The following is a 26,140-nucleotide window of genomic DNA, read 5'->3' as shown; positions in this document are numbered from 1 at the left end:
CTATGACTGCACTTGATAAGCACCGCATCCGCACCGCCCTGGCAGAGGACTTCACCACCATCGATTTTGTGGATCAGATCGGTTCCACCAATACCGATCTGATGCAGGCCACCAATGTCACCGATGGCACCGTGCTGCTTGCCGATGAGCAGTTGTCCGGCAAAGGCCGCCTCGGCCGGGCGTGGACGGCGCCAGCCGAATCCCAGGTGATCTTTTCCGTGCTGCTTTTGCCCGATTCTCTCGACCACTTGGGCACGCTTCCGCTGGCTGCGGGCCTGGCCGTGACCGATTCCATCGAGGGCTCCGTGCTGAAATGGCCGAATGACGTGCATATCGATGGCAATAAACTCTGCGGCATCCTTGCCGAGGCCGGTCCCGTGGGCCAAGCCTTCAAGTCCGCACCGAAGACTGAGGTCAATAAGGCAGAACTGAATAAGACTGAGTTGAACAAGGCTGAGGTCAACAAAGCTGAAGTCAATAAAGCCGAGGTAAATAAGGCCGTCGGCGGGCAGGCGCCCTCTGCGCGCGTGGTCGTAGGCATGGGTATTAATGTCACGCTCACCCGCGAGGAATTGCCCATTGAAAAGGCCACCTCGTTGGCTTTAGAAGGCCGCGATACCGACCGCACCGAGCTGGCCATTACCGTGCTGAAAAACCTGCGCCGGCGCATTACGCAGTGGGAGAACCAGGATCCGCAGCTTATGCAGGATTACCGCGCGGTGTGCTCATCCATTGACCAGGAGGTGCGGCTGGAGACCCCGACTGGCGATGTTATCGGCCGCGTTGAGGGCATTGGTGAGGACGGCCGCATTAACGTCGCAGGCGAGTACTACTCCGCCGGTGACGTGACGCATCTGCGTCCGGCGCGATAGGCGACGCACGTTAGATGTCGCACGATCGGCGCCGCGCGATAGGTATCGCGCGGCAGGCGACGCGCAGCAGGCGTCGGGTGGTAGTTCGCGCAGTCCGAGTAGCGCTGTCTCGCACTGGTACTATCCATGGCTATGGGATTGATGAAGATGGGCCAAGGCGAGGTCAAGCGCGCGGATGTATCCGCGCCATTTCGCGCGCTCGTTTTCCCATTTCTGGAGCTCATCCTCATTACTGGCGTGCTGTGGATTGCCATCGGCTGGTGCGATGTCCAGGGAGTAGAACCCATGCTGCGCAACGGGCTCGTCGTCTTGTGGACCGGGCTGAGCACGTGGCGCTTTCTCATTCCGTTTTATAAGGCTCGCCGCAAGCGGTTCATCGTGACCAATCGCCGCGTCATTGTGCGGGAAGGCCGCCACATCGATTCGATTCCGTTGGAAGATATTCGCGGCGCCCGCAAGCGCCGCGGCGGTATTTCCATTGCGCTCAACGGCTGGGACAGGGCCATGTATTTTCCCACCGTGGCCAAGTCAAAGCAGGTGGCGGAGATTATTAATGATCGCCCTTGGTTTTAACCTCGGTCGAGTGCAATTGCTTATCTAAATCCTCCGGTGCGAGGTTAGCGCTGCTGAATTCTTGGGTCAGCGGCAGGCGCAGTTCTAGATCGGAACCGGGGCAGAGCTCGATTTTCGCCTCATCCACGGTGTAATCCAGCACATGTCCGCCGGATTGCCGCGCGGCGTCGATAAAGTGCACGTGGCATCCTGGCACCGAAATCCCGCGCTCGTACACGGGAGTGCGGAAGCCACCGATGACGCCTTCGACATCGCTAAAGTGCAGCTCTTTATCGCCGCCGACCGCCTTAGTCATTGGGGGATAGGGCTTGGTTTGTTTGACCACGGTGCGCGTGGTGACCTCAGAGAACCTGCCCGTGATACGGACCGCGTACATGTAGTTGGCGGAAGGTTCCACCTCATCGATGAAGGCGGAAAGCTCGTCGCGGCGCAGGCCCCGTGGGGCATCGACAAGAATGCGCGGCACAAAGTTGGTGGCCACGGCATAAGGGGTTTGCTGGTCCAAGTCCGCAACCCGTGCGGAGCCATCGCCGCGCAGTTGGTAGCAGGTCCCGTCCAGGATGATCATTTCACCATCGAGGCCATTAAAGGTACCGATGCCGAAATTGCCCTTTCCTAGCAGCTCAGAGATGGTCATCTCGCCGTCATAAATGCCATCAAGGAGGGCGCTCATGAGGGAGTTCTGGAAGATCGAATGACGGGTAAACATGGTATCCAAGCTAATATTGTGGGCGTGAGTGTCTCAAAACCTATTGTAACTGTCTGTGGCGATGGTCAGCTGGCGCGCATGATGCAGCCTGCCGCCGCTGAACTCGATATTCATCTGCGGATTCTTGCTGGTAGCCCGGATTCTTCGACCGCGCAGGTCACCCCGGACATCGTGGTGGGCGATTACCACAAGTACGAGGATCTGCTCGCGGCAGCCCGCGGCGCGGATGCGGTTACCTTCGAGCATGAGCATGTGCCCAATGAGCATTCCGCCGCGCTTATCGATGCCTCCTTTAACGTCCAGCCCCAGCCCAGCGCACTGCGCTATGCCCAGGACAAGCTGGACATGCGCGAAAAGCTTTCCGCTCTGGGGGCGCCCGTTCCGCGGTTTAGCGCAATCGAATCCGTTGCTGATGCCCGCGCTTTTTTCGATGCCGTAGACGGGCGCGTTTGCCTCAAGGCCCGCCGCGGTGGCTATGACGGCAAGGGCGTGTGGTTTCCTTCGGATGCCGATCTTGATGAGCTCGTCGCTGAGCTATTAGATGCCGGCACGCCGCTCATGGCCGAAGAGAAGGTGGATCTGACCCGCGAGCTGTCCATCTTGGTAGCGCGCCGCCCATCCGGTGAAGCCAAGGTCTGGCCCATTACCCAGTCCCGCCAGGCAAACGGCATCTGTGCCGAGGCCATCGCGCCCGCGCCCGATCTCTCGCCCGATCTGGCAGAACGTGCCTCTGCGCTGGGGCTAAGCATTGCCGAATCCCTCGGCGTGACCGGCGTGCTAGCCGTGGAGCTTTTCGCCTTCAATGGTGAGCGTGGCGAGGATATCTCCGTTAATGAATTGGCCATGCGCCCGCACAATACCGGCCACTGGACCCAGGATGGCTGCGTGACCTCGCAGTTCGAACAGCACCTGCGCGCCGTACTCGACCTGCCCTTGGGTGCGGTGGACGCCCTAGCCCCGGTGACCGTTATGGCAAATGTTCTCGGCGCGGACGAAGATCCCAGGATGCCTATGCCGCAGCGTGTGCGCGAGGTCATGGAACGCTACCCGCACGCCAAGATTCACCTGTACGGCAAGGACCACCGCGCTGGCCGCAAGATCGGCCACGTCAATGTCGCTGGTACATCACTCGATGAGACCCGCGATGCCGCCCGCCAGGCCGCGCACTTTCTCATGCACGCAACGTGGGCATAACTCTTAAAACCTAGAAAGGACATTATGGAACCGCAGGTAGGAATCATCATGGGCTCGGATTCGGATTGGCCCACCGTCGAACCCGCAGCGGAAGTCCTCGCGGACTTCGGCATCCCCTTTGAGGTCGGCGTGGTTAGCGCCCACCGCACCCCGGAAAAGATGCTGGCCTACGCCAAGGGAGCGCACTCCCGCGGCCTTAAGGCCATCATCGCCTGTGCCGGTGGCGCCGCCCACCTGCCGGGCATGGTTGCAGCGGCCACGCCGCTGCCCGTTATCGGCATTCCGCGCGCACTCAAGGACCTCGATGGCCTAGACTCTCTGCTTTCTATCGTGCAGATGCCTAGCGGCGTTCCCGTGGCCACCGTCTCCATTGGCGGCGCAAAGAACGCCGGCCTGCTGGCCGCCCGCATCCTGGGCGCCGGAGACCCCGCCCTGCAAGACAAGATGGTCGCCTACCAAGAAAAGATGGCAGAAGAAGTCGAGCAGAAGGATAAGAACCTGCGCTCGAAGCTGCTAGGGGAGTAGGGACGAGCCCCTTTCTTTTTCGGCTGAAAGAGAGGGAGACTCCAGTCAGCTACCGTTTAGAATTCTTGGAGTCGTCATGGAACCACTCTTTGATCTGCATCCAGAGCAATCCACCAATAAAAACGACGAAACCTAGTACATAAGAAACCCAGAATTCTTTCGGCACCGATTCCTTGTCGTTGAAAAGCCACTCAGTGCCGCCAAGGTAAAGAGCAAAAGGTAAGGGAACAAGCAGAAATATCAATAGCGAGATTAAAAAGGCTTTCCATTTTTTAGGCTCGCTCTTACCGCTTCTCTCTTTATTCTTACTATCCTTTCCAAGGCTCTTATGCATGATGGCTGATGTGACCTTCCATTGCAGTGACTTTAAAACTGGACGCTTCTATTTCTGCGTGACCTCTGGCAATTGTGAAGAGGTCGTGGGATAGGACGGCTGGGCGCCGGCGCTGGTGGCGGCGAAGGCACCGACGCGGGCGGCGAAGGTGGCGGCATCGACAAGCGTGGCGCCTTCAAGGAGCTTGGTGCAAAAAGCACCGGCAAAGGCATCGCCGGCGCCGGTGGTATCGACTGCGGTGATCTGTGGGGTGGGGATGTCCGTGTTGGAATCGGGCGTTGCTACGTAGGCGCCTTCGGCCCCGAGGGTCAGCACCACCGATCTAAAGCCGGCGGAGACGAGGCGGTGAGCGAGCTCGCGCGGGGTGCCGGTGGAAGAAAGGCCCAGTTGCTCAAGGATGAGGCCAGCCTCGTGCTCGTTGGCCATGAGGGGATCGGCCTGCAGGAGGGCGTCGCGGTCCACCTCGATGACTGGGGCGAGGTTGACGACCACGCGTCCTTGGGCGGCATCGACTGCGGCTTTGAAACCGGAGGCGGGGATTTCGCCCTGGAGCAGGACCACGTCCGCATCGGCGATGGTGGATTGGCGGGCGGTGACGAAGGGGGCATCGACAAGAGCGTTCGCGCCGGGGGAGATGACGATGGTGTTTTCCCCATCGGCGGAGACGGTGATGACCGCCAAACCGGTAGTGGTATCGGACTGTTCCACCGCGCTGAGATCGATGCCGGAGCTGTGCATGTAGTGCATTGCGGGCTCGGCGTAGGGATCGGAGCCAACCGCGCCGACGAAAGCTACATTGGCGCCCAGTTGCGCAGCGGCGACCGCCTGGTTCGCGCCCTTGCCGCCCGCGAGGATCTCGCCGCTGGAGCCCAGCAGCGTTTCGCCGGGGTGGGGGTGGCGTTCAGCATGGACAATAAGGTCAGCATTAATCGAGCCGACGACGGTGAGTTTGCTCATTGGAAATCCTCCTATGAATCGGATTCTACGGTGAATGCAGTGGACATGCGGGGGATATATCGCGTATCGATTATCGAGCCTTGAGGTGGGCGCTTATTTTTGATGGCCGCGATGAGTTCTGCGGTGGCTATCTTGCCCATGTGGTCGACGTTTTGGTCCACTACGGATATGGGCGCTGGCTGGAAGCGCAGGTAAATGAAGTCATCGAAACCGACGAGTGCGACTTCCTCTCCAATGGCCTTGCCGGAATTATGACAGGCTTCTAAGGCGCCCGCAGTCATCATCGAATCAGCGGCAATGATGGCCGTAACCCCTGCATTCAGTAATTCAATTGCACCCTTGTATCCCTCTCGGTGCCGGAAGCCGCCGTGGTGAATGTGGATATCAAGGTCGCGGGCTGCTTCTGTGAATACAGCGAGGCGCTGTCTGCCGGTCGAGGTTTCTTGGGGCCCGGAAAGATAGCCAATCGAGGTATGGCCTTTGTCCTTGAGCTGCGCAATTGCCTTATGCATTCCCGGACCAGGATCAGAAATCACGGCGGGAAATTCCCCCAGTGTTCGGTCAATCAATAGCAACGGCCGATGGGAGTGGGCCTGGCGGATGGCGTCTTCTGCGCCATCGAGGGGAACAGTAATTATTCCATCGACCTGCCGCTGCGTGAGGGCATCGAGGGCGCGTTCCAAACGCGCAGGATCCTCGCCGCAGCTGGTAATCATGGTGGCGACACCGTGAGCATTAGCTTCTTGTTCAATTGCGGCGGCCATGGCGGCGAAATACGAGTTATCCAGGCTTGGTATGACGAGGCCGATGGCGTTGGACCGTGCGTTGCGCAGTGCGCGTGCCTGGGCATTTGGGCGGTAATTGAGCTGTTCGGCTGCTTGTTTTACGCGCGTGCGGGTGGCTGCGGAAATAGCTGGATTTCCTGCCAGCGCGCGCGAGGCGGTGGAAATGGACACCCCAGCGGCGGCGGCTACGTGCTTGAGGGTAGTTGCGGCCATTTCAGCTCCTAGGGGTAGAGCAGCTTCGACGGGTAGTGCAATCGATTGCACACTTGTGTCTCAAGTTACGGTTCAGTACCTGTGTCTGTCAAGGGTTCGCGCCGGTCTAAGCTAATGAGCATGGAAAATTCCCCGCGCGATCCGCTCCTTGTTTTGGGCTCCCGTGTCACCCACGGTCATCCGGGCGCCATGCTGCGGTCTCGTTTGGATAAGACGCTTGAACTCTATTCTGGGCAGACGGTCATCGTCTCTGGCCGCGGGGAAGCGGGCGCGATGGCCGAATACCTCATCAAGCGAGGCGTTGATCCTGGGAATGTGCTTGTGGAACCGGCCGCTACCAGTACAAATGAAAATTTAGAAAACGCACATAGCCTTGCACCAGATGCCGTATTGCAGGTGGTCACCAACGATTTCCATGCCCTGCGCACCACATTGTGGGCCTGGCATTTGGGCATTGCGATTAATGTTCACCCCGCGCGCACGCCGTGGCTGTCGATGCCGCGCAATTACCTACGCGAGGTTGCGGCGACCCCGCATTCCGCAGCGCGAATCCTGTGGCGGCGACTGCGGAGGTAACCGAGGCTACACTGCCTTGAGCGCCTTGCTGATCCCGCTTTGCAAGGTAGGCCGCGATTGCTTCATGGGGTGCGCAATGGCGCGCAGCCCCATATACGCAATCTGATCGGCGGCGCGATTGAGCGGATCCCCGGCATGACCGAGCACACGGCGAATATCCACTTCGCAGGTGCCTTCTAGATCGCCCCAGGCCTGTTGGAATCGGGAGCGCGCACCAGACGAGACACCGCGCCACCTGCGTCCCGGCCGTGCCGCCTTTGAGCCTTTCTTGTGCACAATGTGGTTGACAGCATCCAATGCCGCAACAGAATCGGATTCGATCACGGCCTTCGTCGCGCCTACCTGGAGCAGGTACTTTAAGGCGAGCGTGAGCGCTTCTAACTCCAGTTCATCCGTGCTAGCTTTCGTCTCGTGGGTGCGCAGGCGGTAGTCACCGTTTCCCGCCACGAAACACATCGACCCCTTGAATACGGTATCGGAGGAGGCGTCGGTAGCGATGCGCACCACCGCGCCCGCCGGCCACGACGTGGTGTGCGAGAAGTTGGGCCACCATTTCGCCTCTGGCGTTTCGACCTTGTTTGCTTCCTTCTTCTTCGGGGCCTCGCCCAGCTTGCGGGCCTTCCGCGCGGTCAAGCCAGCTTGTTTGCGGCGTGCGGAGCTCGCGCTTGCCGATGCCCGATTCTCCCCCGCAAAGCTCCCCGTCACCGTATAGCCGCGCTTCTCGAGTGCCGATCGCAGCGCATTTTGCCTGCGACCAGTGACAATCCAGGTACGTCCATCGATTCCGCGCAGGGCGCGCTGTAGCTCGCTAACTGCAACTTTGACGATATCGCCCTTTTTGATCTGGCCTTTGCGTACAAAGCGTGCCTGCGGAGTGTTGACCGCGATGACCCAGCCCTCGATGGTTCCGTCCTCCGCTGAGTCCCAGCGTTCGTCCCACAGGGCGATAGCCACATGGACCGGCGCAGACACCATGTCCTTGGTGATTTTGCGGGTGCCGTAGGTACGCGATTGCGTGCCGGTGAGTGCTGAGAGCTCGAGGGGTTCCATTGGTTCTAGTAAATCACGCCCCATTCCAGCGGTGAGCTGCACGCGCCTGATGTGGACTCGATTCGTGACTGTTCGCGATAGTTTTAGGACTCGTTGCGGTCCGTACCACAACAGTGCCACAAAGAGCTGTCCACTGGGCTGCTCAAAGGGCTCTTCAGGATGCCTTGCATAAGCTGCTTCAAGAAGCTCTGCAACCGGCTGCTCAAAGGCCTCTTCCGGAAGCGTGGCAACGGGCACTGAGAAAGCCGTTTCAGGATGCTCCGAAAGTGCAGGGTCCCATGCAATATTTGAAGAGAATTTGCGATATTTGAGGAGCGAGTTTGCTCAGTTATTGCAGTGGAGGTTGACCATAGGAGGCTGACCTTCCAACCCTGACCAAAGCGACCGACTACCTATCCTTCGCAAAAGGTACTAGTCGCCCGTCCCGTGGGATTGGACCCGTTCAATGCGGATGCCCAGCAGGGAGCTCAGAATATGACCATTTGGAGCATCACGCTCAGCAGTTTCTCCAGGAAGCAACGAAGATAAAGAGCATGTTAAATCATGAGTTAATTAATCTTCGCTATGTAGGTTCAACTAGTCCTTACTATCCAGCGCTGTACTCAGGAGAACTAAAGCGAGTTGCTCCATGGATTGCAGTGAAAACAACGACGTGGGAAAGCTGGCCATGGCATAAGCAACAGTTTGCCCTTACTTTAGCGGCCGGCTTAAGTGCGCACCGAGCGTCGTTGGTGGCTAAGTCAGCTGCGCGCATTTGGGGAATTTGGGTGATTCCCAGGAGAAAAGAGCTCGTTGAGCTCGCTTCACCTTCAGGAAGCATTCCACCGCACACGCAGTGGCCGCGAAAGTATTACCGAATGTCACGTATAGGGGAGACGTCGGTGGAAAAGTCCGGGGTTCGGGTGACTAATCCGGCGCGGACGTGCTTGGATATCGCTAGGCTACATGGGTTTGCGCAGGGGCTTGTAGCGGTCGATTCCGCATTGCGTGCGGGCCTGGTTTCGCTAGAAGATCTGAAGGAAACTCGGGCAGCAATGGCTCGGATGAAGGGGCCTATCCCCATGAGAATGGTGGTGGAGCATGCGTATGCCGGTTCTGAATCACCGTACGAGTCGCTGTTGCGGGCGTTGATTATTGAAAGGATTCCCACGGCCACTGTGTACCCACAGTTTCGCGTATTGGGAAAGTACCGGGCTGACTTATGTATCGATGGGTGGCTCATTATCGAGGTCGATGGGGATACCAAGTACGACGGTACTTATGGGAAAGCACCGAAAACAGTGGTCAAGGAACAGATGCGCAGGCAACGAGAAATCGAAAATCAGCAATTTACCGTATTGAGATTCGGGCCAAAAGAGCTGGTCAATGAGCCGAATAGGGTAGTGGAGACAATAGTTGAATACCTGGGGCGAAAGGCGGGAAAAGTAGCGTAGATCACCCCCGAAGCACCCCTAGCTATAGATGTTGTTGAACAACCTCCGTAATAACAATTATGATGATGCGAATCACATTTAAGAGAGACCGGCGTCACGAAAGGTGAAACTAGTGAGTGCTGAAAAACAAGCTTCCGCCTCGGCACAGGCGGATGCGCAGGCGGATGCGAAAACCCCGCCCAAGGGCATTGGCGCCATGGCGGGCGCCATGTTCCTCATGGCTACCTCGGCCATTGGCCCGGGCTTTTTGACCCAGACTTCGGTCTTTACCGTCCAGATGGGCGCTTCTTTTGCCTTCGCAATCGCGCTGTCCATCCTGGTGGACATTGCCATCCAGCTAAATGTGTGGCGCGTGCTCTGCGTGACGGGAATGCGCGCCAATACCTTGGGCAATACCGTCCTGCCCGGATTGGGCTGGGTGCTCGCAGGCTTCGTCTTTTTCGGCGGGGCGATTTTTAATATCGGGAATATCGCCGGCGCAGGCTTGGGCCTGAACGCGATGCTGGGCATCGATGCCCGTATCGGTGGCGTCATTGCGGCGGCGATTGCGGTGTTCATCTTCCTCTCCCGCCGCGCTGGAATGGCGCTGGACCGCCTTGTGGCCGCCTTGGGCGCGGTAATGATCCTGCTTATGTTGTATGTGGCCATCGTCAGCCAGCCGCCGGTAGGGGAGGCGCTTAAGAATACCGTCGCGCCGGGTGAAATCGATTTCTTCGTCATCACCACCATCATCGGCGGCACCGTCGGCGGCTATATCACTTTTGCCGGCGCGCACCGGTTGATCGATGCGGGCTTATCTGGCGTTGAAAACGTCAAGAACATTACGCGCACCTCCGTCAGCGGCATCATCGTCACCGGGATTATGCGCATGCTGCTCTTCTTGGCGGTATTGGGCGTGGTAGCTACCGGCGTCACGCTAAAAGAAAATAATACTGCCGCCGATGCCTTCTACCACGCAGCTGGTGAATTCGGCCTCCGCGCATTCGGCATGGTGCTCTTTGCCGCAGGCCTTTCTTCCGTCATCGGTGCCGCTTATACCTCGGTATCCTTCGTGACCACCCAGGAAACTTCGTCCCGGACCCGCAATATCTTCACCGTCATCTTCATTACGGTCTGCACGATCATTTTTGTAATAATCAACTCCGCGCCGCAAAAGCTCTTGATCTTCGCCGGTGCGATTAACGGGCTCATCCTTCCCATCGGCTTCGCGCTGGTGATGTGGGTGGCCTGGCGCCGCAAGGACCTGCTGCAGGGCTATAAGTACCCAAAGTGGCTGCTTATCCTTGGCAGCCTGGTCTGGTTGCTCACCATCTTCATCGGGCTTCGAGCAGTTTCAGGAATCACAGCAATATGGGCATAATGCAGACGCCAGAAGAGGTACGCGAGTTTGCGCGAACCCACGAGATGACTACCACCGCCGGGCACGCGCGAGGCTACATGCAGGCCAACCTGCTCTCGCTGCCCAGCGCATACGCCTTCGACTTCCTGCTTTTGCCCAGCGCAACCCCAAGCCGTGCCCCATCGTCGGCGTGCTTGAGGCAGGTCAGTACACCTCGGATTTGCTGCCTGGCGGCGATATCCGCACCGATATCCCGGCCTATCGCATCTTTGAGCATGGTGAGCACACGGCCACGCTTGTCGATGCCACCTCCCATTACACCCCTGACATGGTCAGCTTCCTTATCGGCTGCTCGTTTACCTTTGAAACGGCGCTGGTGGATGCGGGCATAGAGATCGCGCATATCAAACAGCAGCGCAATGTGCCGATGTACCGGACGAATATTCCTACTACTCCTGCGGGCGTATTTTCCGGACCGATGGTGGTATCGATGCGCCCGATTCCGGCATCGCAGGTCTCCGATGCGGTGCGCATTACCTCCCGCTATCCATCCGTGCATGGCGCGCCGGTGCACGTGGGGGACCCAGCGGCTATCGGCATTGCGGATTTAGCGCACCCAGACTTTGGTGATGCGGTGGATATTCCAGAAGGCTGCTTGCCCGTCTTTTGGGCGTGTGGGGTCACCCCGCAAGCCATCGTGATGGAATCAAAGCCGGAGCTGGCCATTTCCCATGCGCCGGGCAAGATGCTGGTGACCAATGCCCGCGATGCGGAGTACCTCATCCCTTAGGCATTGTCCCCGCTACTTTCTTAGTCCGTGAAGGACAAGATGGTATCGCAGGTTTCTAAGAGGCTATCGCGCAAGCGCGTGGTGGCCTCTTCGCGTTTTCCCTCCGCGATGAGCGTGGCCACATCAACGTTGCCTTGAATGTGCTCGGCGTGCAGCTGCGGGTAGCGGGGAATGACCAATAAGAAGGTAAGCCGCATGCGTGCGAGCAGGTTGCTCATCTGCTCATCCAAGGTGGGAGAATCAAGTCCTGCTACCAGTGCTTGGTGGAAGCGCTGGTTAATGGAGGAGACTTCCTGGTGTTTATCGCGCCTTGCGCATTCGAAGGCGGAGGATGCGAGGGAGATGAGCGAGGGGGCATCGGCAAACGCGCCCCACCGCGCGGCAGTCGGCTCGATGGCGGCGCGGGCGGCGAATAAATCGCGGATATAGGCGGCATCCGGGGTGGCGATGAAGACGCCGCGGTGGGGGATGCGTTCAACCAGGCGCTCGGCTGCGAGCGTGGTGAAGGCCTCGCGGAGGGTATTGCGGGAGCAACCGAATTGCTCGGCCACCTTTACCTCGCTGAGCTGCTCGCCGGGTTGAAAATTGCCGGCCGATATCTCTTGGCGCAAAGCGGTGGCGACGGACTGGGAAAGCATGCCCCTCACCTTACTGAATGGGTGAGGCGTCAACGGCCATTCCGTATGACTTAAAGATCTAAAAGTTCTAAAGAGGCGGCGAAGTTCTAAAAGATCTAAATGGAAGGTCTGGCATAGTGATTCCAGATAAGAATCCTTTTCGCCCCAGTTTTGGCGCGTCGCCGGTGCAGCTGGCTGGGCGCAAATTTGAAATCAGCTCGTTTAACTATGGGCTCGTGGGTGGTGTGGGCAGCATGCAGCGCGCCTTGCTGGTCAGCGGTACTCGCGGGGTGGGCAAAACCGTGCTGCTCAATGAGTTCGAAGAATCCGCGCGCCGCCTAGGGTGGGTTGTTATCCGCGCCTATGCGGATGCCCAGATGGTAGCGCAGCTGCGCAATTCCACGATTCCGGAAGCCATCGAGGAGCTGGACTATACGGAGAAGACGGGCCGCAAGATCACGGGATTGTCTGTGGCGGGCGTGGGATCTGTGACGACACAATTGCCCCACAACCAGGCCCAGCCCAGCTTTGTCTCGCGGCTGCGTAGCCTCTTGAAGGCCGCGCGTGCGCATGATGCTGGAGTCTTGTTGACTGTCGATGAGGTGCAAGCGGCTTCCGTGGGCGAGCTTGCGCAGCTTGCCACCGCCATCCAGGATCTCATTCGGGGCGAGTACGATATCGCCTTCGCCGCCGCGGGATTGACCTTCGGGGTAGAAGAACTATTGGAGCACGAGGGCACCACCTTTTTGCGCCGCGCTCAAAGGTTGGAATTGGGGCTGCTTGATGATGCCACCGTAGCTGAGACCCTGCATAGCACCGCCACCGTGGCTGGGCGCGGTTTCAGCGAGCGCGCTTTGGAAGAGGCGACCGCATTGGTGCAGGGCTATCCGTACCTATTGCAGTTGGTCGGCGCTTTTGCGTGGACCCATGCGGTACTCGATGGCGCGCGAGATTCCAGCGCATATGGGTAACCAGGTGCACAAGATTGCGTTGAAGAATGTTCCTGACGCCCAGCGCGCTTTTCTCAACGCCATGGCGGAGCTGGAAGCCGAACACGGACCTGATATTCCCACCGGCGCCATCGCGGCGTACCTGGGCAAGACTCCCAATGCCATTTCCATGGCCCGCAAGCTGCTTTTAGAACGCGATCTCATCGCCAGCCACCGCTATGGAACCGTGCGCTTTCTCTTGCCCTACCTGGGTGAGTATCTGCGCGGCCAAGCACTCAGGTAGGCAGCACGCGCTAGTCGATGGTCGCAATCACCGTCGCGGAATCCAGGCGGTCGCCCTCCTTGGCGAGGATCTTGATGGTGCCGCCGCGCGGGGCCTTGATGGCAGATTCCATCTTCATGGCCTCGACCGTGGCGATGGAATCGCCCTCGGAGACGCTATCGCCATCGGATACATTCCAGGCCACGAGGTTGGCCTCGAAGGGGGAGGTGACCGCGTTATCGTCGGTGGACTGCGCCCCGGCCGTCGAGGGAGCGGTGGCACCAGAACCGTCCGCGCCGCCCGCACCAGCGCCGGCACCGGCACCGGCACCGGCGCCTGCGAGGAAGTCCATGGGCACGCCGATATTGACGAGCTTGCCATCGATTTCCACCGCGACCGTCCGGCGCTTGGTGTAGATGGCCTCGACCTTGTCTACCTGGTTGGCGGCAGAAGGCCGGTAGTTGTGGTCGAGCCAGTCAGTAAAGACGCCGATGTCGCTGGCGCCGGCATCGGCCTCAGCGGAAGACGCAGTGCCAATAAGTGCTGGCTCGTCCATCATGTCGCGGTGGAAGGGCAGCACGGTGCGCACGCCGGAGACGTCAAACTCGCGCAGCGCCTGGCGCGAGCGGGCGAGGGCTACCTCGCGCGTGGGGCCCCACACGATGAGCTTGGCAATGAGCGAGTCATAGTACGGCGGGATAATGGATCCCGAGCGGACAGCCGAATCGACGCGGATGCCGGGGCCAGTGGGCGGCTCGAAGGAGACGATGGTGCCGGGGCAGGGGGCAAAACCGTTGAGGATGTCTTCGGCATTGATGCGGAACTCAAAGGCGTGGCCGGTGGAATCCGGATCCTCAGAGATAGACAGGGGCTCGCCTGCGGCGATGCGGAATTGCTCGGCGATGATATCGGTGCCGGTCACGACCTCGGTCACAGGGTGTTCGACTTGGACGCGGGTATTGACCTCCAAAAAGGAGATGGTGCCGTCCTCGGAAACGATGTATTCCACGGTGCCGGCGCCGGTATAGCCCACGTGGGAACAGATGGAGCGCGCGCCTTCGATGATGCCGGTGCGCTGGGCATCGGAAAGCGCGGGCGCCGGGGCCTCCTCGATGAGCTTTTGGAAGCGGCGCTGGGTGGAGCAATCGCGGGTGCCCAGCACGCGTACGTTGCCGTGGGTATCCGCCAGGACCTGCGCCTCCACGTGGCGCGGGTGGGTCAGGAACTTCTCCACGTAGCACTCGGCGCGGCCGAAGGCCTCCATGGCCTCGCGCCCGGCGGAGTTAAACGCGCCCTCGATCTCATCCATGGAGTCCACGACCTTAAGGCCGCGCCCGCCGCCGCCATAAGCGGCCTTGATGGCAATGGGTAGGCCATGCTCCTCGGCAAAGGCGCGGGCCTCCTGCCAATCATCGATGGGATCTGAGGTGCCCGGAGCCAGGGGCGCGCCGACCTCTTCAGCCACGCGGCGCGCGGCAATCTTATCGCCCAACAGCTCGATGGACTCCGGGGAGGGGCCGATCCACACCATGCCGGCATCGGTGACGGTGCGGGCGAAGTCGGCGTTTTCGGAGAGGAAACCGTAGCCCGGGTGGATGGCATCGGCGCCAGCGCGCACGGCGATATCCAGCAGCGCCGGGATATTCATGTAAGTATCGGCGGCGGTATTGCCGGGCAGCGCATAGGCTTCATCGGCAACCTGGGTGTGCAGGGCACCGGCATCGGCCTCGGAATAAATGGCGACGGACTTAATGCCCAAGTCGCGGGCCACGCGGGCAATGCGCACGGCGATTTCGCCGCGGTTAGCAATGAGGACGGTTTTAATCTGCATTTTCTTCTCCAGTATTTAAAGCTTGAGGTGTCACGAGGCGGAAGGTCACGCGCGCGCCGGGCGGGAGCTGCGCGGCGATGTCGATATCTTCTTCCAGCACGGTGGCGATGACGGGATAGCCGCCGGTGACGGCATGGTCGCGCAGGAAGACCACCGGCTTGCCATTCGGTGGGATCTGGATGGAGCCGGCCACCATTCCCTCGGAGGGCAACTCGCCGTCTTTCACGCGTTGCACGGTGATGTTCCCATCTGCGGAGGCTTCAGAAGCCTCCGCGCCGTCTTTCGCCCCGGAAAGTCTGAGGCCAACGCGGTTGGAATCAGAGGAAACGACCCATTCGGTATCCAGGAAGGTAGAGATATTATCGCCAAACCAGTCATCGCGCGGACCCAGCACGCAGCGCAGCGTCGCGCGCGTTTTGCCAGCGGAATCGGCGGATACGCGCAGAGGATTGACCAATTGCGCATCCGTCATGCCGGTCGAGCGCGGCAGCACGCCGATGACATCGCCAGTGGTGACGGGATCGGGGCCGAGGCCAGAAAGGACGTCGGTGGCAGAGGACCCCAGTTCGGATTCGGCAATGATGCCGCCGCGAATGGCAACGTAGTTGCGCATGCCTACCGTTGCGGCACCGACCGTCACGGTCTGGCCAGCGGTAACGAGCACCGGGCGGGCGAGGTGCACGGGCATCTCACCCAGGCGAACGCGGGCGGTGGCGCCGGTAACGCAGATGACGGTATCGGTCAGCGCGCGCAGCTTAATGCCCCCGATATTTTCTAGCACCGTCGCGCCCCGCGGATTGCCCACGGCGACATTCGCGGTTGCCGCGGCGGCGTGGTCGGCGGCACCTGAGGGTGTTACGCCAAGGTCGCCTACGCCGGGGCGGCCAAGGTCTTGAAAAAGCGTGAGCAGGCCCGCATCGAGGACCTCCATGCGGGGCAGGCGGGCCGGCGAGCGCTTGGATTCCGCGCTGCGATCCACCAAGTCCGGCAGCTCGTCCACGGCGCGGTAGCGCACCCGGTCACCGGGCTGCACCAGCGCGGGTGGGTTAGCGTGCGAATCCCACATCGGGGTATTGGTGGTGCCGAGCAACTGCCAGCCACCTGGTGAAACGCGCGGGTAGACCGCAGAGAACTCGCCCGCGATGCCCACGGCGCCAGCCGGAACGGCCGTGCGCGGATCGGAGCGGCGGGACACGGCCTTGGCCTGGGCAGGATCGGAGGGCGCGCAGTAGGTAAAGCCCGGGGCAAAGCCGCCAAAGGCGGCAGTCCACTCGGTAGAGGTATGCCAGTCAATCAAGGCCTCGCGCGACATGCCGAGGAGATCGGCGGCGGCGTCGACATCTTCGCCATCGTAAAGCACGTCGATGTCTACCGTGCGCGCCTCTTTTGCGGTAGCGGCGGCAGGGGAGAAGTCCGTCAGGAACTCTGCGGCCGCGCGCGCGGAATTCGGTGCCTCAAAGGTAATGAGCAATGTGGTGGCAGCGGCAATGCAATCCACCTGGTTCTTGAGCGGTTTAGCGGACAGCGCCGCATGCCACGCCATGACCTGCTCGAGCCCGTCCAAATCAATGAGCAGGGCGCGGGTGCCAACGAAGTGAATATGCGGCATTAGATAAAGCTCCGAATGTCGATTCCTTCCGCGCTGAGGCGCTCGACCACACCGCGCAGCAATTTCACGGATCCCGGTGAATCACCGTGGGTGCACACGGATTGGGCATCGACATCGAGCGTCGTGCCGTCGATGGCGGTAATGGATCCGGTTTGGGCGACTTCTAGCACGCGCTTGACGACATCCCCTTCATCCCCCAATACCGCATTGTCCTGCTTGCGGGAGACCAGCGTGCCATCGGGATTGTAGTTGCGATCCGCAAACGCCTCGCGGATGACGGTGAGGCCTTGCGATTCTGCAATATCGACCGCGCGGCCGCCCGGCAGCAGCATCACAGGTAGATCCCCGAAGGCCTTAATGCCCGCGATGACACCCTTGGCCTGTGCCTCGTCCTTGACGATGGTGTTGTACATCGCCCCATGCGGCTTCACGTAGGACACCCGTGTGCCATTGGCGCGCGCCAGTGCATCAAGCGCACCAATTTGGTAGGTGACCTCGTCCGCGAGCTCCGCCGCGTTGTAGTCGATGAAGCGGCGGCCGAAGCCGGCCGGATCGTTATAGCCCACGTGTGCACCGACCGTCACTCCCGCACGCGCCGCGGCCTCAAGGGTCTGGGCAATGGAGTGCGGGTCACCGGCGTGGAAGCCGGTGGCGACATTGGCGGAGGAGACCATCTCCAGCATCGCAGCATCATCAGCTACCGGGTTGCCAGCGGTGGTTTCACCCAAGTCCGCGTTGAGATCAATGTGGAGCGAAGCCATTCAACACCGTCCTTAATTGTTGAACAATAAGTGTGAATCTTAGTGTAACCCGTGCCACTGCGATTTGTGAAGGCGGTTACTTTTTCGGGGGCGTGGTATCGGTGGAACAGCTCCTTGCTGGGCAGGCTGAGGCCAAGGCAGAAGACTAAGACTCCACGGCGGCTTGTGGCTCGACTTGGAGGACAGAGGCGATAACCTCTTCTGCTTCTTCACGGGAGCTGGCCGCGTGCAGTTGGGCGCGGAAATCTTCCTTCATGATGGCGCGGGCGAGGGTGGACAGCAGCTTCAAGTGCTGCTTTCCAGCGTCATCGGGCACGGCGATGAGGAACGCTAAGGTCGTGGGTTCTTCCCCGGTTCCCCAGGTGATGCCGCCTTCGGGAAGCCGGGCGAAAGCCAGCGTCGGTGTGGTAACCCCAGCGGAACGAGCGTGCGGGATCGCCACGCCGTGGCCTACGCCGGTGGAGTGTTGGGCCTCGCGGGCAAGGGCGGCACCGGCAACCGCAGCGGCGTCGCTAATGCGGCCATCGGTTGCGGCGAGGGAAACGAGCGACTTGATGACGGCCTCGGAGTCATTACCGAGCGGTTCATCGAGGCTGATGGTGGAGGCATCGAGAAGCGGGAGTACTGTGGGCTCCTCCGTGTTCTCCTCTGTTTCCGGGGAGCGTTGGGTCAGGCGAATGAGCAGGAGCATGAGCGCGGCACACACGGCAACGCCGCAGAGCATGGACAGGAAGAACCACGCCACCTGATCCACCGCGCCGAGGACGGCGACGATGGGGCCGCCGTGCATGACATGATCTTGGACGCCGAATGCGCCGGCCATGGCACCGGCGACGGCACCGCCCACCACGTTGGCCGGGATGACCTGCAGGGGACGCGCCGCAGCCAGGGGAATGGCACCTTCGGTAATGCCAAAAAATCCCATAAATAGCGCGGCGATACCGGAGTCCTTTTCCGCCTTATTGAACCAACCCCGGCGCAAGAGGGTGGCCACGCCCACGGCGAGTGGCGGGACCGCAATCGCGGCGGCGGCCATACCCATCGGGGCCGCATTTCCCGCAGCGATCATGCCGCCGCCAAACAGGAAGGCAGTCTTATTGAACGGCCCGCCCATATCGAAAGCGATCATCGCGCCGATGATAAGACCCAGCACAATCGCCGATGAGCCTTCCAGCCCGCCGAGGTATTCGGTCATGGCCTCAAAGGCGGTGGCAATCGGGGCGCCGATGAAATAGATGAAGGCCAAGCCCACTATCAGCGTGGTGAAAATCGGGATGACGATAATCGGCCAAATCGGCGCGATGAATTTGTGCACCGGAATCTTCTTGATCGCAAGTGCCACGTAGCCGGAGAGAATACCGGTGACGATACCGCCCAAGAATCCGGCACCGGCCTCGGACCCGTACAGCGAGCCGGTTGTGGCGATGAGCCCGGTGATAAGGCCTGGCGCTAAACCTGGCCTATCCGCGATGCCAACGGCAATGTAGCCAGACAAGACCGGCACCATCAGCGAAAATGCCAGGCCGCCGAGCTCATTGAGCGTATTCCAGAAGCTATCTTCAGGAATGGACAGCCCCTCCGGCGTGGGCGTGCCACCCAAGGACAACGCCACGGCGATGAGCAATCCGCCGGTGACCACGAAAGGAATCATGTGGGAAACGCCGTTCATCAGCGCCTTGTACATGGTCTGCCCAATACCGCGCAGCCCCGCATCTTCCGCGGCGTCCTCCGCCTCGCTTGCCGATGCCCCCTTATCCTCCCCCTTCCATGGTGCCGCCTCCAAGGACTTGGTCAACAGCTGCTCGGGGTGTTTGATGGCCTCGTCCACGCCGGTGGCCACCAAGCGCTTGCCGTGGAATCGGTCCTTTGCGATGACGGTATCGGCACCGATAACAATGGCATCGGCTTGCTCAATGTCTTGCCTGCTGAAGCTGCCCTCCACGCCGATCGAACCGTGCGTTTCAATCTTGATGCGGTAGCCCAGCTTTTCGGCGGCGGCCTCTAAGTTCTCGGCGGCCATATAAGTATGGGCGATACCCGTTGGGCACGCCGTGATGGCGAGAATGAAAGGCGAAGAATCTGATGTGCTCATACTCTAATTAAAGGCACCCGTGTAAACGAGCACAAGGAAAAGGGGAGGTTCTTTGTACAGAGTCCGGCGTGCAGGGCTCTATATGCAGGGTCCTATGCGCAACCTCCTATGCGCATCCTCCTCTGCGTCAATTGAAGGCGCGATGCGATTTTTGAGGGGCGACTTTGCTCAAATTGAGCATGGGACCTATAGCATCGCGGAGATCGCACCAGTGTTGACCGGCGGTACCCTAGAAACAGAACTAGAAGTAAACCGTAACCGCCCGCATCTTGGGAACACGAATGAATCGTGTTCACTTGAACCGAAGAAAGCCGCATCGTGAGTACAGCATCGCCGGATAATATCCTGCTCTACCTGCCAGAAAAGCAGGAAGAGCAGATTCGGGAGATCTTTGCAGGTCTTGCCGAGCACGGATTCCCCGTGCAAAACCAGCGCCCGCATATTACGGTGACCTTCGCGCCGGAGATGGAGCCCCAAGTTGTAGAGCTTGCCGCGGAGCTTTTACCGCCAGTCATTCCGGCGACGTTTCGGCGCGTGGGAAACGTCATCTTCGGCACGAAGCGGAAACGAACCGTGGCCTGGTTATTAGAGACCAGCGATGAACTCGAAATGGCAGCGCGGAAGATTAGCGCCGCCAATCCTGAGGGCCGCGGTCCGCGCTGGACGCCGCACCTGACCATGGGCCTGCGCTTACCGCGCGAAGACGTGGGCGGCTATTTAACCGCGATGGATGAGCTGACGTCCTCGCACTTTAAGGAACTTAACGCAGTAGAAGCGGCGTATTGGCGCCCGCGCACGCAAGAAAAGACGGTGCTAGCGGGAGGCTAGCCAGCTCATGACATTAAGCTCCTGAGCTCGAACTCGCGGCGATACGCCGTGTTGATATACTCCCGTGCCGCCATCATTTGCAGCGTTCCATACTTGGAATTGGACGGATCCACCAAGAGCTCGCACTTTTGCGGCGCTTCATGCTGTGCAAGCGTGTCCGCAGTATCCAGGCAGATGAGATCGATGCCGTCGCCGTAGCGGGAGTAAAACGCCGTGGCAACGTCGAGCACGTTGGGACGCTCAGCTTTTGCGCGCGAGAAATCGACCGAATAGGCAAGGTCAACATCATTAGCATTGGTGGCATCTACGTGCGCGCTGCCAAAAAGAACCAGCAGGTCAATGCCGGTATCCAAGCAGAATGACTCCAAGGAGCCGTCATCGGCCTCAGCGCGCAACCGCGCGGCAAGCTGTGCTGGAGTGCTCATAACGATCACCTTACCAACGACGTCAGCAGGCAGAGACGCGCAGAATTGCGGTGTGCTTAAAGCAGTGCCTGAATTTCGCGGGCGACGCGCAAGACGGTGAGATCCTGGCCCGGCTTGCCGATGACCTGCACCGCATCACCCACTCCCGTGGTGTCCCTCGTGCGCAGTGGGATAGTGATCGCCGGCCAACCCAACACATTGAAAGGCTCGGTCCAGCGGCGCAGGCTGGCGGCGGAGTCGGCAGTATTTTCTGCAGTGATGTCGTCCCACTTGATGGGGCCGGCGTCGAGGGTGGGGGTGAGGATGATGGGGGAGGCATCGAAAAGCGCCAGTGCTTTCGTACGCAGTTCTTCTACCTGCTGCGCTGCAGCGTCGTAGTCTGCCTGAGAAATATCCTGCCCGCCGAGGACGCGCTCCAAGATGACATCCTGGTACTTATCCCGCTGGTCAAGGTAGGGCTGGTGGACGTCATAAGCCTCCTTGACGCGCATCGGAGCGTAGAGCTTCGCGGTGGTAGCGATGGTGGATTCGAGCTGGGAGTAATCGAGGCGCTCTACGGCTGCGAACGCGGAATCCTGCAGCGCAGACAGCAGACCAGCAAAGCGCTCACCTTTGGTTTGCAACGCAGAGACATCGATGGTGGATACAGTCTTGGCCGGAGTGGGTGCCTCATCCACCGTGGCTAGCAGGGCCTGCTCGATGAGCTCGATGGAGCTGGCGAAGAAACCGATGCAATCGAAGCTCGGCGCGAAGGGGAAGACGCCATCGAGCGGGATCGTACCGGTGGTGGGCTTAAAACCGAGGACGCCCTGGCTGGCGGCCGGGACGCGCACGGAACCGGCGCTATCGGAACCCACCGTGAGATCTAGCGCCTCGCACGCAACCAGCGCCGCCGACCCAGAGCTGGATCCGCCGCCGCAGACCTGTGGATCGCGAGGATTGATCACGCGCCCATACGCGGAGGCGTCACCCAAGATGCCATAGGAAAACTCCTGGAGGTTGGCCTTGGCAACGGGAATCGCGCCGGCATCCATTAGCCGCTGTGCCACCGTGGCATTCATGGTCGGAGCCGGTCCCATATCCACGTTGGTGCCACAGGTCATTGGCACCCCGGCGATATCCACGATGTCTTTAAAAGCAACAGGCAATCCGCGCAGCGTAAGTGCAGTATCTACGGCATCCTCATCAAAAGGAATGGTGGAAATCACCGCGTTAAAATCTTGCTGTGCCTGGGTCAGGCGGTCAGAAATTGAAGGCATGGCGGGGCGAATTCCTTTCCACGACGGTTTATACCGTTTACGGGGTGAGTTGCTGCTTTCCAGGGTACAGCTGGTGAGCACAGAGGAATTGAAGCTGCGCCACAGGATGAGACCGTGGCAGTCTTCACCGACCAAAAGTAGGCTCAAGATATGACGCGAAAAATTATTCTGGACTGCGACCCCGGCCATGATGACGCAGTAGCTTTGCTCTTGGCCATGGGCAATCCCAACATTGATTTGCTGGGCATTACCACCGTCGGAGGCAACCAGACCTTGGACAAGGTCGCCCGCAATGCGCTGGTGGTCAAGGAGATCGCCGGCCACCCAGAGATTCCGGTCTACGCCGGCTGCGATCGCCCGCTCGTGCGCCCCGTAGAAGTTGCTGAGTCCATCCACGGCTCCACCGGCATGGATGTTAATGGCGTCGAGCTTCCGGACCCAAGCACCGCGCTTGCCGATGCCCACGCCATCGACTTCATCATCGACATCATCATGGCCCATGAACCCGGCACCATTACCTTGGTTCCAACGGGTCCGTTGACCAATATCGCTATGGCCGCGCGCAAAGAACCGCGCATCGTAGAGCGTGTCAAAGAGGTTGTGCTTATGGGCGGCGGCTACCACGAAGGCAATTGGTCCCCAGTCGCCGAATTCAATATCAAGATCGATCCTGAGGCAGCACATATCGTCTTCGAAGAGCCGTGGTCGGTCACCATGGTCGGGCTCGACCTTACCCACCAAGCACTAGCAACAGCCGAGGTCGAAGCCGAAATTAAGGCGTTGAATACGCCCGTCTCAGACTTTGTTGTCGGCCTCTTCGGCTTCTTCCGTGAGGCGTATCAGCAAAACCAAGGATTTACGGATCCTCCGGTTCACGATCCATGCACGGTGGCTTACCTCATCGATCCGAGCATCGTGCAAACCCGCAAAGCACCCGTGCATGTCGAGCTCGCCGGCGTACTTACCACCGGCATGACCGTGACTGACCTGCGGGAACCCGCTGATGACAGCTGCCATACCCAGGTCGCTACCAAGCTGGATCATCCGGGATTCTGGAAATTGGTAACTGACGCCCTCAAAAATCTCGCCTTTAAAGATAGATATTAGGGAAATCGTGTCAACCGGACGCCAGCTCGACAGATACACACCTGAATTGGAGGTCCCCAACAGTGAATTGAAAAAAAGTCTTTGGATTCTGGGAAGTATGTGTAATGGACATCGGATTTAAATCCGGTCATGACTTCTGAAACCACAGTGAGGTTTCTGCTGTCTGCTATAACGTGCTCAAGTTCAGGAATTTTTCCCCTTAATTCGGCCCAGTCACTCGAAAAACGATCGTCGTAAAGAGTTTTTACTGAATCGACCACGATTAAGGCGTTTTCATTGTGTTTCCATACAAATGCTGAATTGCATTCGTCATCGCTGAGGAAGGAGTGGTCGGGTTCTCTTCCCTGAACTTTTACTGTCGAAATAGGCCACTTTGGTTCAGGCTTTTTGAACTTTTTATTGGCTAGATTTTCAAGAGCGATCAAAAATCTGTCGTTTTGGACTGTCCTTGGGAGGTAAGAGTGTCTTTCTTGCTCGATTAATTCGGCTTGCGCTATCTTTGAGGCAAGAACCTTTTCGGAGTATGGTCCATTTTCGTACCCAAAAATATCCCAGTAAACGGGAATATTTAGATCGGGCCGTGCCGACATCACCCCAGTTAAGCGGTGTCGCCCGTTGGTGACTTGCCATGGAGAATTATTTTCAGGATCTCCCCCAAAGCAAGTACTTGCTTTGGGAGGATCTATGAGCCAGCTTTTTAAAATCCTGGCTGTTGTAGGGGATACATTGGAAATGTTGAGGTCGTGAAAGAGGAATGGTCTTAGATTATTTGCTATTTCATACCAATCAGGCTGACTTGGATAACGATGCTCCTTGGTCGGATCCTCAACCTTTGCCCCGAAACTGTCGAGTCTTTGTTTTGAGAATTCAAACCAGTGTTCATTAATTGTGTGCCGACCCATATGATTAAGATATCATATAGGAATAAGTGTTCTAGGAAATTTTAGCTAATACCGCCGGAATGTTCTGTTCTTAGCTTGCCTTCTCGCTATTCTGAGCGGTAGTAGAGGAGTGGATAAACTCGATAGAAAGAACCCAGCCTGAGGAGTCACCATGAACCAGAATACATTCCGTCATGTCGTCGTCATGGGAGTCTCTGGCTCGGGCAAGACGACGGTGGGGCAGGCCCTGTCGCCGTTGGTGGGGCTAGAGTACCGCGACGGCGATGATATGCACCCGCAGACAAATATCGACAAGATGGCCGCGGGAACGCCGCTGAATGATGAGGACCGGGAGCCGTGGCTAAAACAGATTGGTCAGTGGCTGGCGGATAGGCCAGAAGGTGCGATGGTGGGGTGCAGCGCGTTGAAGCGAAAGTATCGAGATCTGATTAGAAAGTACTGCCCAGGCGTGGCGTTTGTGCACGTACATGGTGACTTTGATGTGTTGTATGAGCGGATGCAACACCGGCCGGGACACTTCATGCCAGCGTCGCTGTTGCAGTCGCAGTTCGACACCTTGGAGCCGCTGGAAGAGGACGAAACTGGCCGCGTTTTCGATGTGACGCGACCAGCGGAAGATATTGCAGAAGACGCTGCTGCTTGGATAAAGACCGGCGCCTAAAAGACTGCAGCCGCGCCGTAGAGGACTAGGACGAGTGCGAAGCCAATGACGGAGATGAGCATCTGATTAACGGTCCATGTCTTCAGCGTTGTCATCGTGTCCATGCCCATCAGGCGGCCGACGAGCCAGAAGCCGGAATCGTTAACGTGCGAGCCGAAGACCGAACCGGCGGCGGTGGCCACAACGATGAGTGCGAGTTGGAGCTCGGTGAAACCGCCAGCTTCCACGGCGGGAACCATGAGGGCAGCAGCAGTGGTGAGTGCGACGGTGGCTGAACCTTGTGCCAGGCGGAGGGCTACGGCGATGAGATAGCAGGCCAGGATGACGGGGATGCCGAGGCCGGAGAGGGAATCGGCAAGCGCATCGCCAATGCCTGAGGTGCGAAGCACCCCGCCGAACATGCCGCCTGCACCGGTAATGAGCACGACAGAACAGATAGGGCCAAGCGAGGAGTCAACGAGTTTTTCCAGCGCCGTCTTTTCCACGCTGCGGCGCAAGCCGAGGACTACCAGCGCGATAAGCACTGTAATCAGCAGTGCGATTGGAGTTTGGCCGAGCATGACGAAGAACCTGACCCACGTGGCATCGGCATCGATTGTGCCGTAGGAAGCTAGGGCGTTGAGCCCAGTATTAAAGAAGATGAGCACCATCGGGATGAGCAAAATAGAAATCACTGTGGTGGCGGAGGCAGGTTTTAAGGGTTGTTCTTCCTTTTCAAGGGCAGGCCCGGCGATGGCGTCAGTGACCTTGAATGGGAACTTCTTTCCGGCAAAAAGTCCAAAGCGGTAGCCGGAGATATACCAGGTAGGCAGGGCCAACAGTAGGCCGACGAGCAGCACCAGGCCGAGATCGGCGCCGTAGAATTCACTGGCGGCGACAGGACCGGGGTGCGGTGGCAGGTAGACATGCATGACAGAAAATGCGCCGGCGGCTGGCAGGCCAAAAGCAATGACTGGGCCATTCAAGCGGCGGGCGACGGCAAAGATAACCGGCAGCATCACGATAAGACCAGCGTCGAAGAAGATAGGAAAGCCCATAATCAGTGAGGCAATGCCGAGTGCAAGGGGTGCTTTATTTTCGCCAAAGCGGCGAACCATGGCATCGGCAAGCGACTGAGCACCGCCGGAAGCTTCCACGAGCCGGCCGATCATGGCGCCGAGTCCCACCAGAAGCGCCACCGAGCCAAGGGTCGAGCTGAAACTTTCCGTCATCGTAGGGACAATGCCTTCGAGCGGTATGCCAGCTGCAAGTGCTGTCAGCGCGGAGACCACCAGCAGAGTGAGAAAAGCGTGGAGCTTTAAATATATAACCAGCACCAAAATCACAGCGATTGCAGCGACCGCAATCCCTAGCAGCGGACCAGTGGACAATGTGGGTTCCCACGTCTCCATAGAGAAGGCTCCTTTTCATGTGCAAACCTTTGAATATGGGCAACGTTAGCAGTAGCTCTGCTAGCCGATGCCCACATTTCCCCAACGTGGCTTAT

General features: G+C 59.2%; 26 protein-coding genes and 1 pseudogene. 13 read left to right on the top strand and 14 right to left on the bottom strand.

Annotated elements, in window-relative coordinates; genetic code table 11:
* The first annotated feature begins 2 nt into the window (after window positions 1-2).
* Both ABRP98_RS02025 and ABRP98_RS02020 read left to right on the top strand, forming a co-directional pair.
* Window positions 3-872, top strand: a complete 870-nt coding sequence (locus tag ABRP98_RS02025) for a biotin--[acetyl-CoA-carboxylase] ligase (protein WP_349857181.1) — start codon at window positions 3-5, stop codon at window positions 870-872.
* Between the two features lie 132 nt (window positions 873-1,004).
* Complete coding sequence (locus tag ABRP98_RS02020; RefSeq protein ID WP_349857180.1) at window positions 1,005-1,445, top strand: YdbT family protein; 441 nt, start codon at window positions 1,005-1,007, stop codon at window positions 1,443-1,445.
* Here ABRP98_RS02020 and budA read toward each other — a convergent pair.
* Window positions 1,423-2,154, bottom strand: coding sequence for an acetolactate decarboxylase (budA, locus tag ABRP98_RS02015; RefSeq protein ID WP_023025459.1), 732 nt, complete (start codon window positions 2,152-2,154; stop codon window positions 1,423-1,425). The two genes, ABRP98_RS02020 and budA, sit on opposite strands and share 23 nt — an antisense overlap.
* Here budA and ABRP98_RS02010 point away from each other — a divergent pair.
* Together ABRP98_RS02010 and purE are read left to right on the top strand one after the other, a co-directional pair.
* Complete coding sequence (locus ABRP98_RS02010) at window positions 2,140-3,348, top strand: 5-(carboxyamino)imidazole ribonucleotide synthase (protein ID WP_349857179.1); 1,209 nt, start codon at window positions 2,140-2,142, stop codon at window positions 3,346-3,348. The two genes, budA and ABRP98_RS02010, sit on opposite strands and share 15 nt — an antisense overlap.
* 24 nt (window positions 3,349-3,372) lie before the next feature.
* Window positions 3,373-3,873: a 5-(carboxyamino)imidazole ribonucleotide mutase gene (gene purE, locus ABRP98_RS02005; RefSeq protein ID WP_302521138.1), complete on the top strand. Its 501-nt coding sequence runs from the start codon at window positions 3,373-3,375 to the stop codon at window positions 3,871-3,873.
* A 49-nt stretch (window positions 3,874-3,922) separates the two neighbouring features.
* On the opposite strand, the gene ABRP98_RS02000 is transcribed toward purE, so the two are convergent.
* The 3 genes from ABRP98_RS02000 to ABRP98_RS01990 are packed head-to-tail and all read right to left on the bottom strand — an operon-like array spanning window position 3,923 to window position 6,162.
* The gene (locus ABRP98_RS02000) at window positions 3,923-4,207 is read right to left on the bottom strand and encodes a hypothetical protein (protein ID WP_284852102.1); all 285 of its coding nucleotides are present in this window, start codon (window positions 4,205-4,207) and stop codon (window positions 3,923-3,925) included.
* Window positions 4,208-4,255: 48 nt separating this feature from the next.
* The gene (locus ABRP98_RS01995; RefSeq protein ID WP_349857178.1) at window positions 4,256-5,164 is read right to left on the bottom strand and encodes a ribokinase; all 909 of its coding nucleotides are present in this window, start codon (window positions 5,162-5,164) and stop codon (window positions 4,256-4,258) included.
* Window positions 5,165-5,175: 11 nt separating this feature from the next.
* Complete coding sequence (locus tag ABRP98_RS01990; protein WP_349857177.1) at window positions 5,176-6,162, bottom strand: LacI family DNA-binding transcriptional regulator; 987 nt, start codon at window positions 6,160-6,162, stop codon at window positions 5,176-5,178.
* A 120-nt stretch (window positions 6,163-6,282) separates the two neighbouring features.
* Between ABRP98_RS01990 and ABRP98_RS01985 the strand changes: the two genes are divergently transcribed.
* Window positions 6,283-6,738 (top strand): YdcF family protein, encoded by a 456-nt coding sequence (locus tag ABRP98_RS01985; RefSeq protein WP_284770067.1) that lies wholly within the window; start codon window positions 6,283-6,285, stop codon window positions 6,736-6,738.
* 6 nt (window positions 6,739-6,744) lie between these two features.
* On the opposite strand, the gene ABRP98_RS01980 is transcribed toward ABRP98_RS01985, so the two are convergent.
* On the bottom strand, window positions 6,745-7,788 hold the full coding sequence (locus ABRP98_RS01980; protein ID WP_349857176.1) for a ribonuclease HI: 1,044 nt from the start codon (window positions 7,786-7,788) through the stop codon (window positions 6,745-6,747).
* Between the two features lie 533 nt (window positions 7,789-8,321).
* Between ABRP98_RS01980 and ABRP98_RS01975 the strand changes: the two genes are divergently transcribed.
* The 3 genes and pseudogenes from ABRP98_RS01975 to ABRP98_RS01965 all read left to right on the top strand — a co-directional run bounded on the left by ABRP98_RS01975 (window position 8,322) and on the right by ABRP98_RS01965 (window position 11,350).
* Entirely contained in the window at window positions 8,322-9,221 is a 900-nt protein-coding gene (locus tag ABRP98_RS01975; RefSeq protein WP_349857175.1) for a DUF559 domain-containing protein, read from the top strand.
* Between the two features lie 196 nt (window positions 9,222-9,417).
* Window positions 9,418-10,581 (top strand): NRAMP family divalent metal transporter, encoded by a 1,164-nt coding sequence (locus ABRP98_RS01970; protein WP_284770101.1) that lies wholly within the window; start codon window positions 9,418-9,420, stop codon window positions 10,579-10,581.
* Window positions 10,581-11,350, top strand: a pseudogene (locus ABRP98_RS01965) (putative hydro-lyase). The gene ABRP98_RS01970 and the pseudogene ABRP98_RS01965 overlap by 1 nt, the downstream one beginning before the upstream one ends.
* 20 nt (window positions 11,351-11,370) lie before the next feature.
* Here ABRP98_RS01965 and ABRP98_RS01960 read toward each other — a convergent pair.
* On the bottom strand, window positions 11,371-11,988 hold the full coding sequence (locus ABRP98_RS01960; RefSeq protein ID WP_349857174.1) for a GntR family transcriptional regulator: 618 nt from the start codon (window positions 11,986-11,988) through the stop codon (window positions 11,371-11,373).
* 116 nt (window positions 11,989-12,104) lie between these two features.
* Between ABRP98_RS01960 and ABRP98_RS01955 the strand changes: the two genes are divergently transcribed.
* Window positions 12,105-12,938 (top strand): ATP-binding protein, encoded by an 834-nt coding sequence (locus tag ABRP98_RS01955; protein ID WP_349857173.1) that lies wholly within the window; start codon window positions 12,105-12,107, stop codon window positions 12,936-12,938.
* Window positions 12,907-13,200: a DUF8462 domain-containing protein gene (locus tag ABRP98_RS01950; protein WP_349857172.1), complete on the top strand. Its 294-nt coding sequence runs from the start codon at window positions 12,907-12,909 to the stop codon at window positions 13,198-13,200. The genes ABRP98_RS01955 and ABRP98_RS01950 overlap by 32 nt, the downstream gene beginning before the upstream one ends.
* Before the next feature lie 10 nt (window positions 13,201-13,210).
* On the opposite strand, the gene ABRP98_RS01945 is transcribed toward ABRP98_RS01950, so the two are convergent.
* The 4 genes from ABRP98_RS01945 to ABRP98_RS01930 all read right to left on the bottom strand — a co-directional run bounded on the left by ABRP98_RS01945 (window position 13,211) and on the right by ABRP98_RS01930 (window position 19,472).
* Entirely contained in the window at window positions 13,211-15,010 is a 1,800-nt protein-coding gene (locus ABRP98_RS01945; RefSeq protein WP_349857171.1) for an acetyl/propionyl/methylcrotonyl-CoA carboxylase subunit alpha, read from the bottom strand.
* Entirely contained in the window at window positions 15,000-16,619 is a 1,620-nt protein-coding gene (locus ABRP98_RS01940; RefSeq protein WP_349857170.1) for a 5-oxoprolinase subunit B/C family protein, read from the bottom strand. Before ABRP98_RS01940 ends, ABRP98_RS01945 begins: the two co-directional genes overlap by 11 nt.
* Complete coding sequence (locus tag ABRP98_RS01935; protein WP_284781803.1) at window positions 16,619-17,380, bottom strand: LamB/YcsF family protein; 762 nt, start codon at window positions 17,378-17,380, stop codon at window positions 16,619-16,621. Before ABRP98_RS01935 ends, ABRP98_RS01940 begins: the two co-directional genes overlap by 1 nt.
* A 145-nt stretch (window positions 17,381-17,525) precedes the next feature.
* Window positions 17,526-19,472 (bottom strand): fructose-specific PTS transporter subunit EIIC, encoded by a 1,947-nt coding sequence (locus ABRP98_RS01930; RefSeq protein WP_349857169.1) that lies wholly within the window; start codon window positions 19,470-19,472, stop codon window positions 17,526-17,528.
* 318 nt (window positions 19,473-19,790) lie between these two features.
* On the opposite strand from ABRP98_RS01930, the gene ABRP98_RS01925 reads away from it, so the two are divergent.
* Window positions 19,791-20,300: a 2'-5' RNA ligase family protein gene (locus tag ABRP98_RS01925; RefSeq protein WP_349857168.1), complete on the top strand. Its 510-nt coding sequence runs from the start codon at window positions 19,791-19,793 to the stop codon at window positions 20,298-20,300.
* A 5-nt stretch (window positions 20,301-20,305) separates the two neighbouring features.
* Here the strand turns inward: ABRP98_RS01925 and ABRP98_RS01920 are convergent, their stop codons facing one another.
* Window positions 20,306-20,725, bottom strand: a complete 420-nt coding sequence (locus tag ABRP98_RS01920) for a hypothetical protein (protein ID WP_349857167.1) — start codon at window positions 20,723-20,725, stop codon at window positions 20,306-20,308.
* A 56-nt stretch (window positions 20,726-20,781) separates the two neighbouring features.
* On the bottom strand, window positions 20,782-21,984 hold the full coding sequence (locus ABRP98_RS01915; protein WP_349857166.1) for an amidase: 1,203 nt from the start codon (window positions 21,982-21,984) through the stop codon (window positions 20,782-20,784).
* 150 nt (window positions 21,985-22,134) lie between these two features.
* Between ABRP98_RS01915 and uriH the strand changes: the two genes are divergently transcribed.
* On the top strand, window positions 22,135-23,091 hold the full coding sequence (gene uriH, locus ABRP98_RS01910; RefSeq protein WP_284853426.1) for a uridine-preferring nucleoside hydrolase UriH: 957 nt from the start codon (window positions 22,135-22,137) through the stop codon (window positions 23,089-23,091).
* Here uriH and ABRP98_RS01905 read toward each other — a convergent pair.
* A complete protein-coding gene (locus ABRP98_RS01905) occupies window positions 23,088-23,993 on the bottom strand; it encodes a hypothetical protein (protein ID WP_284853427.1) in 906 nt (301 codons plus the stop codon). The genes uriH and ABRP98_RS01905 overlap by 4 nt on opposite strands.
* 151 nt (window positions 23,994-24,144) lie before the next feature.
* Here ABRP98_RS01905 and ABRP98_RS01900 point away from each other — a divergent pair, with 151 nt between their 5' ends.
* Entirely contained in the window at window positions 24,145-24,654 is a 510-nt protein-coding gene (locus ABRP98_RS01900) for a gluconokinase (RefSeq protein WP_284853428.1), read from the top strand.
* Here the strand turns inward: ABRP98_RS01900 and ABRP98_RS01895 are convergent.
* Complete coding sequence (locus ABRP98_RS01895; protein WP_284853429.1) at window positions 24,651-26,045, bottom strand: GntP family permease; 1,395 nt, start codon at window positions 26,043-26,045, stop codon at window positions 24,651-24,653. The genes ABRP98_RS01900 and ABRP98_RS01895 overlap by 4 nt on opposite strands.
* Window positions 26,046-26,140 lie beyond the last annotated feature (95 nt).

The organism is Corynebacterium sp. KPL2838 (assembly GCF_040225455.1).
In the GTDB taxonomy this organism is placed as follows: Bacteria; Actinomycetota; Actinomycetes; order Mycobacteriales; family Mycobacteriaceae; genus Corynebacterium; species Corynebacterium rhinophilum.
Note: the sequence above shows the minus strand (reverse complement) of the source record. Positions and strands in the feature narration are given on the sequence as shown.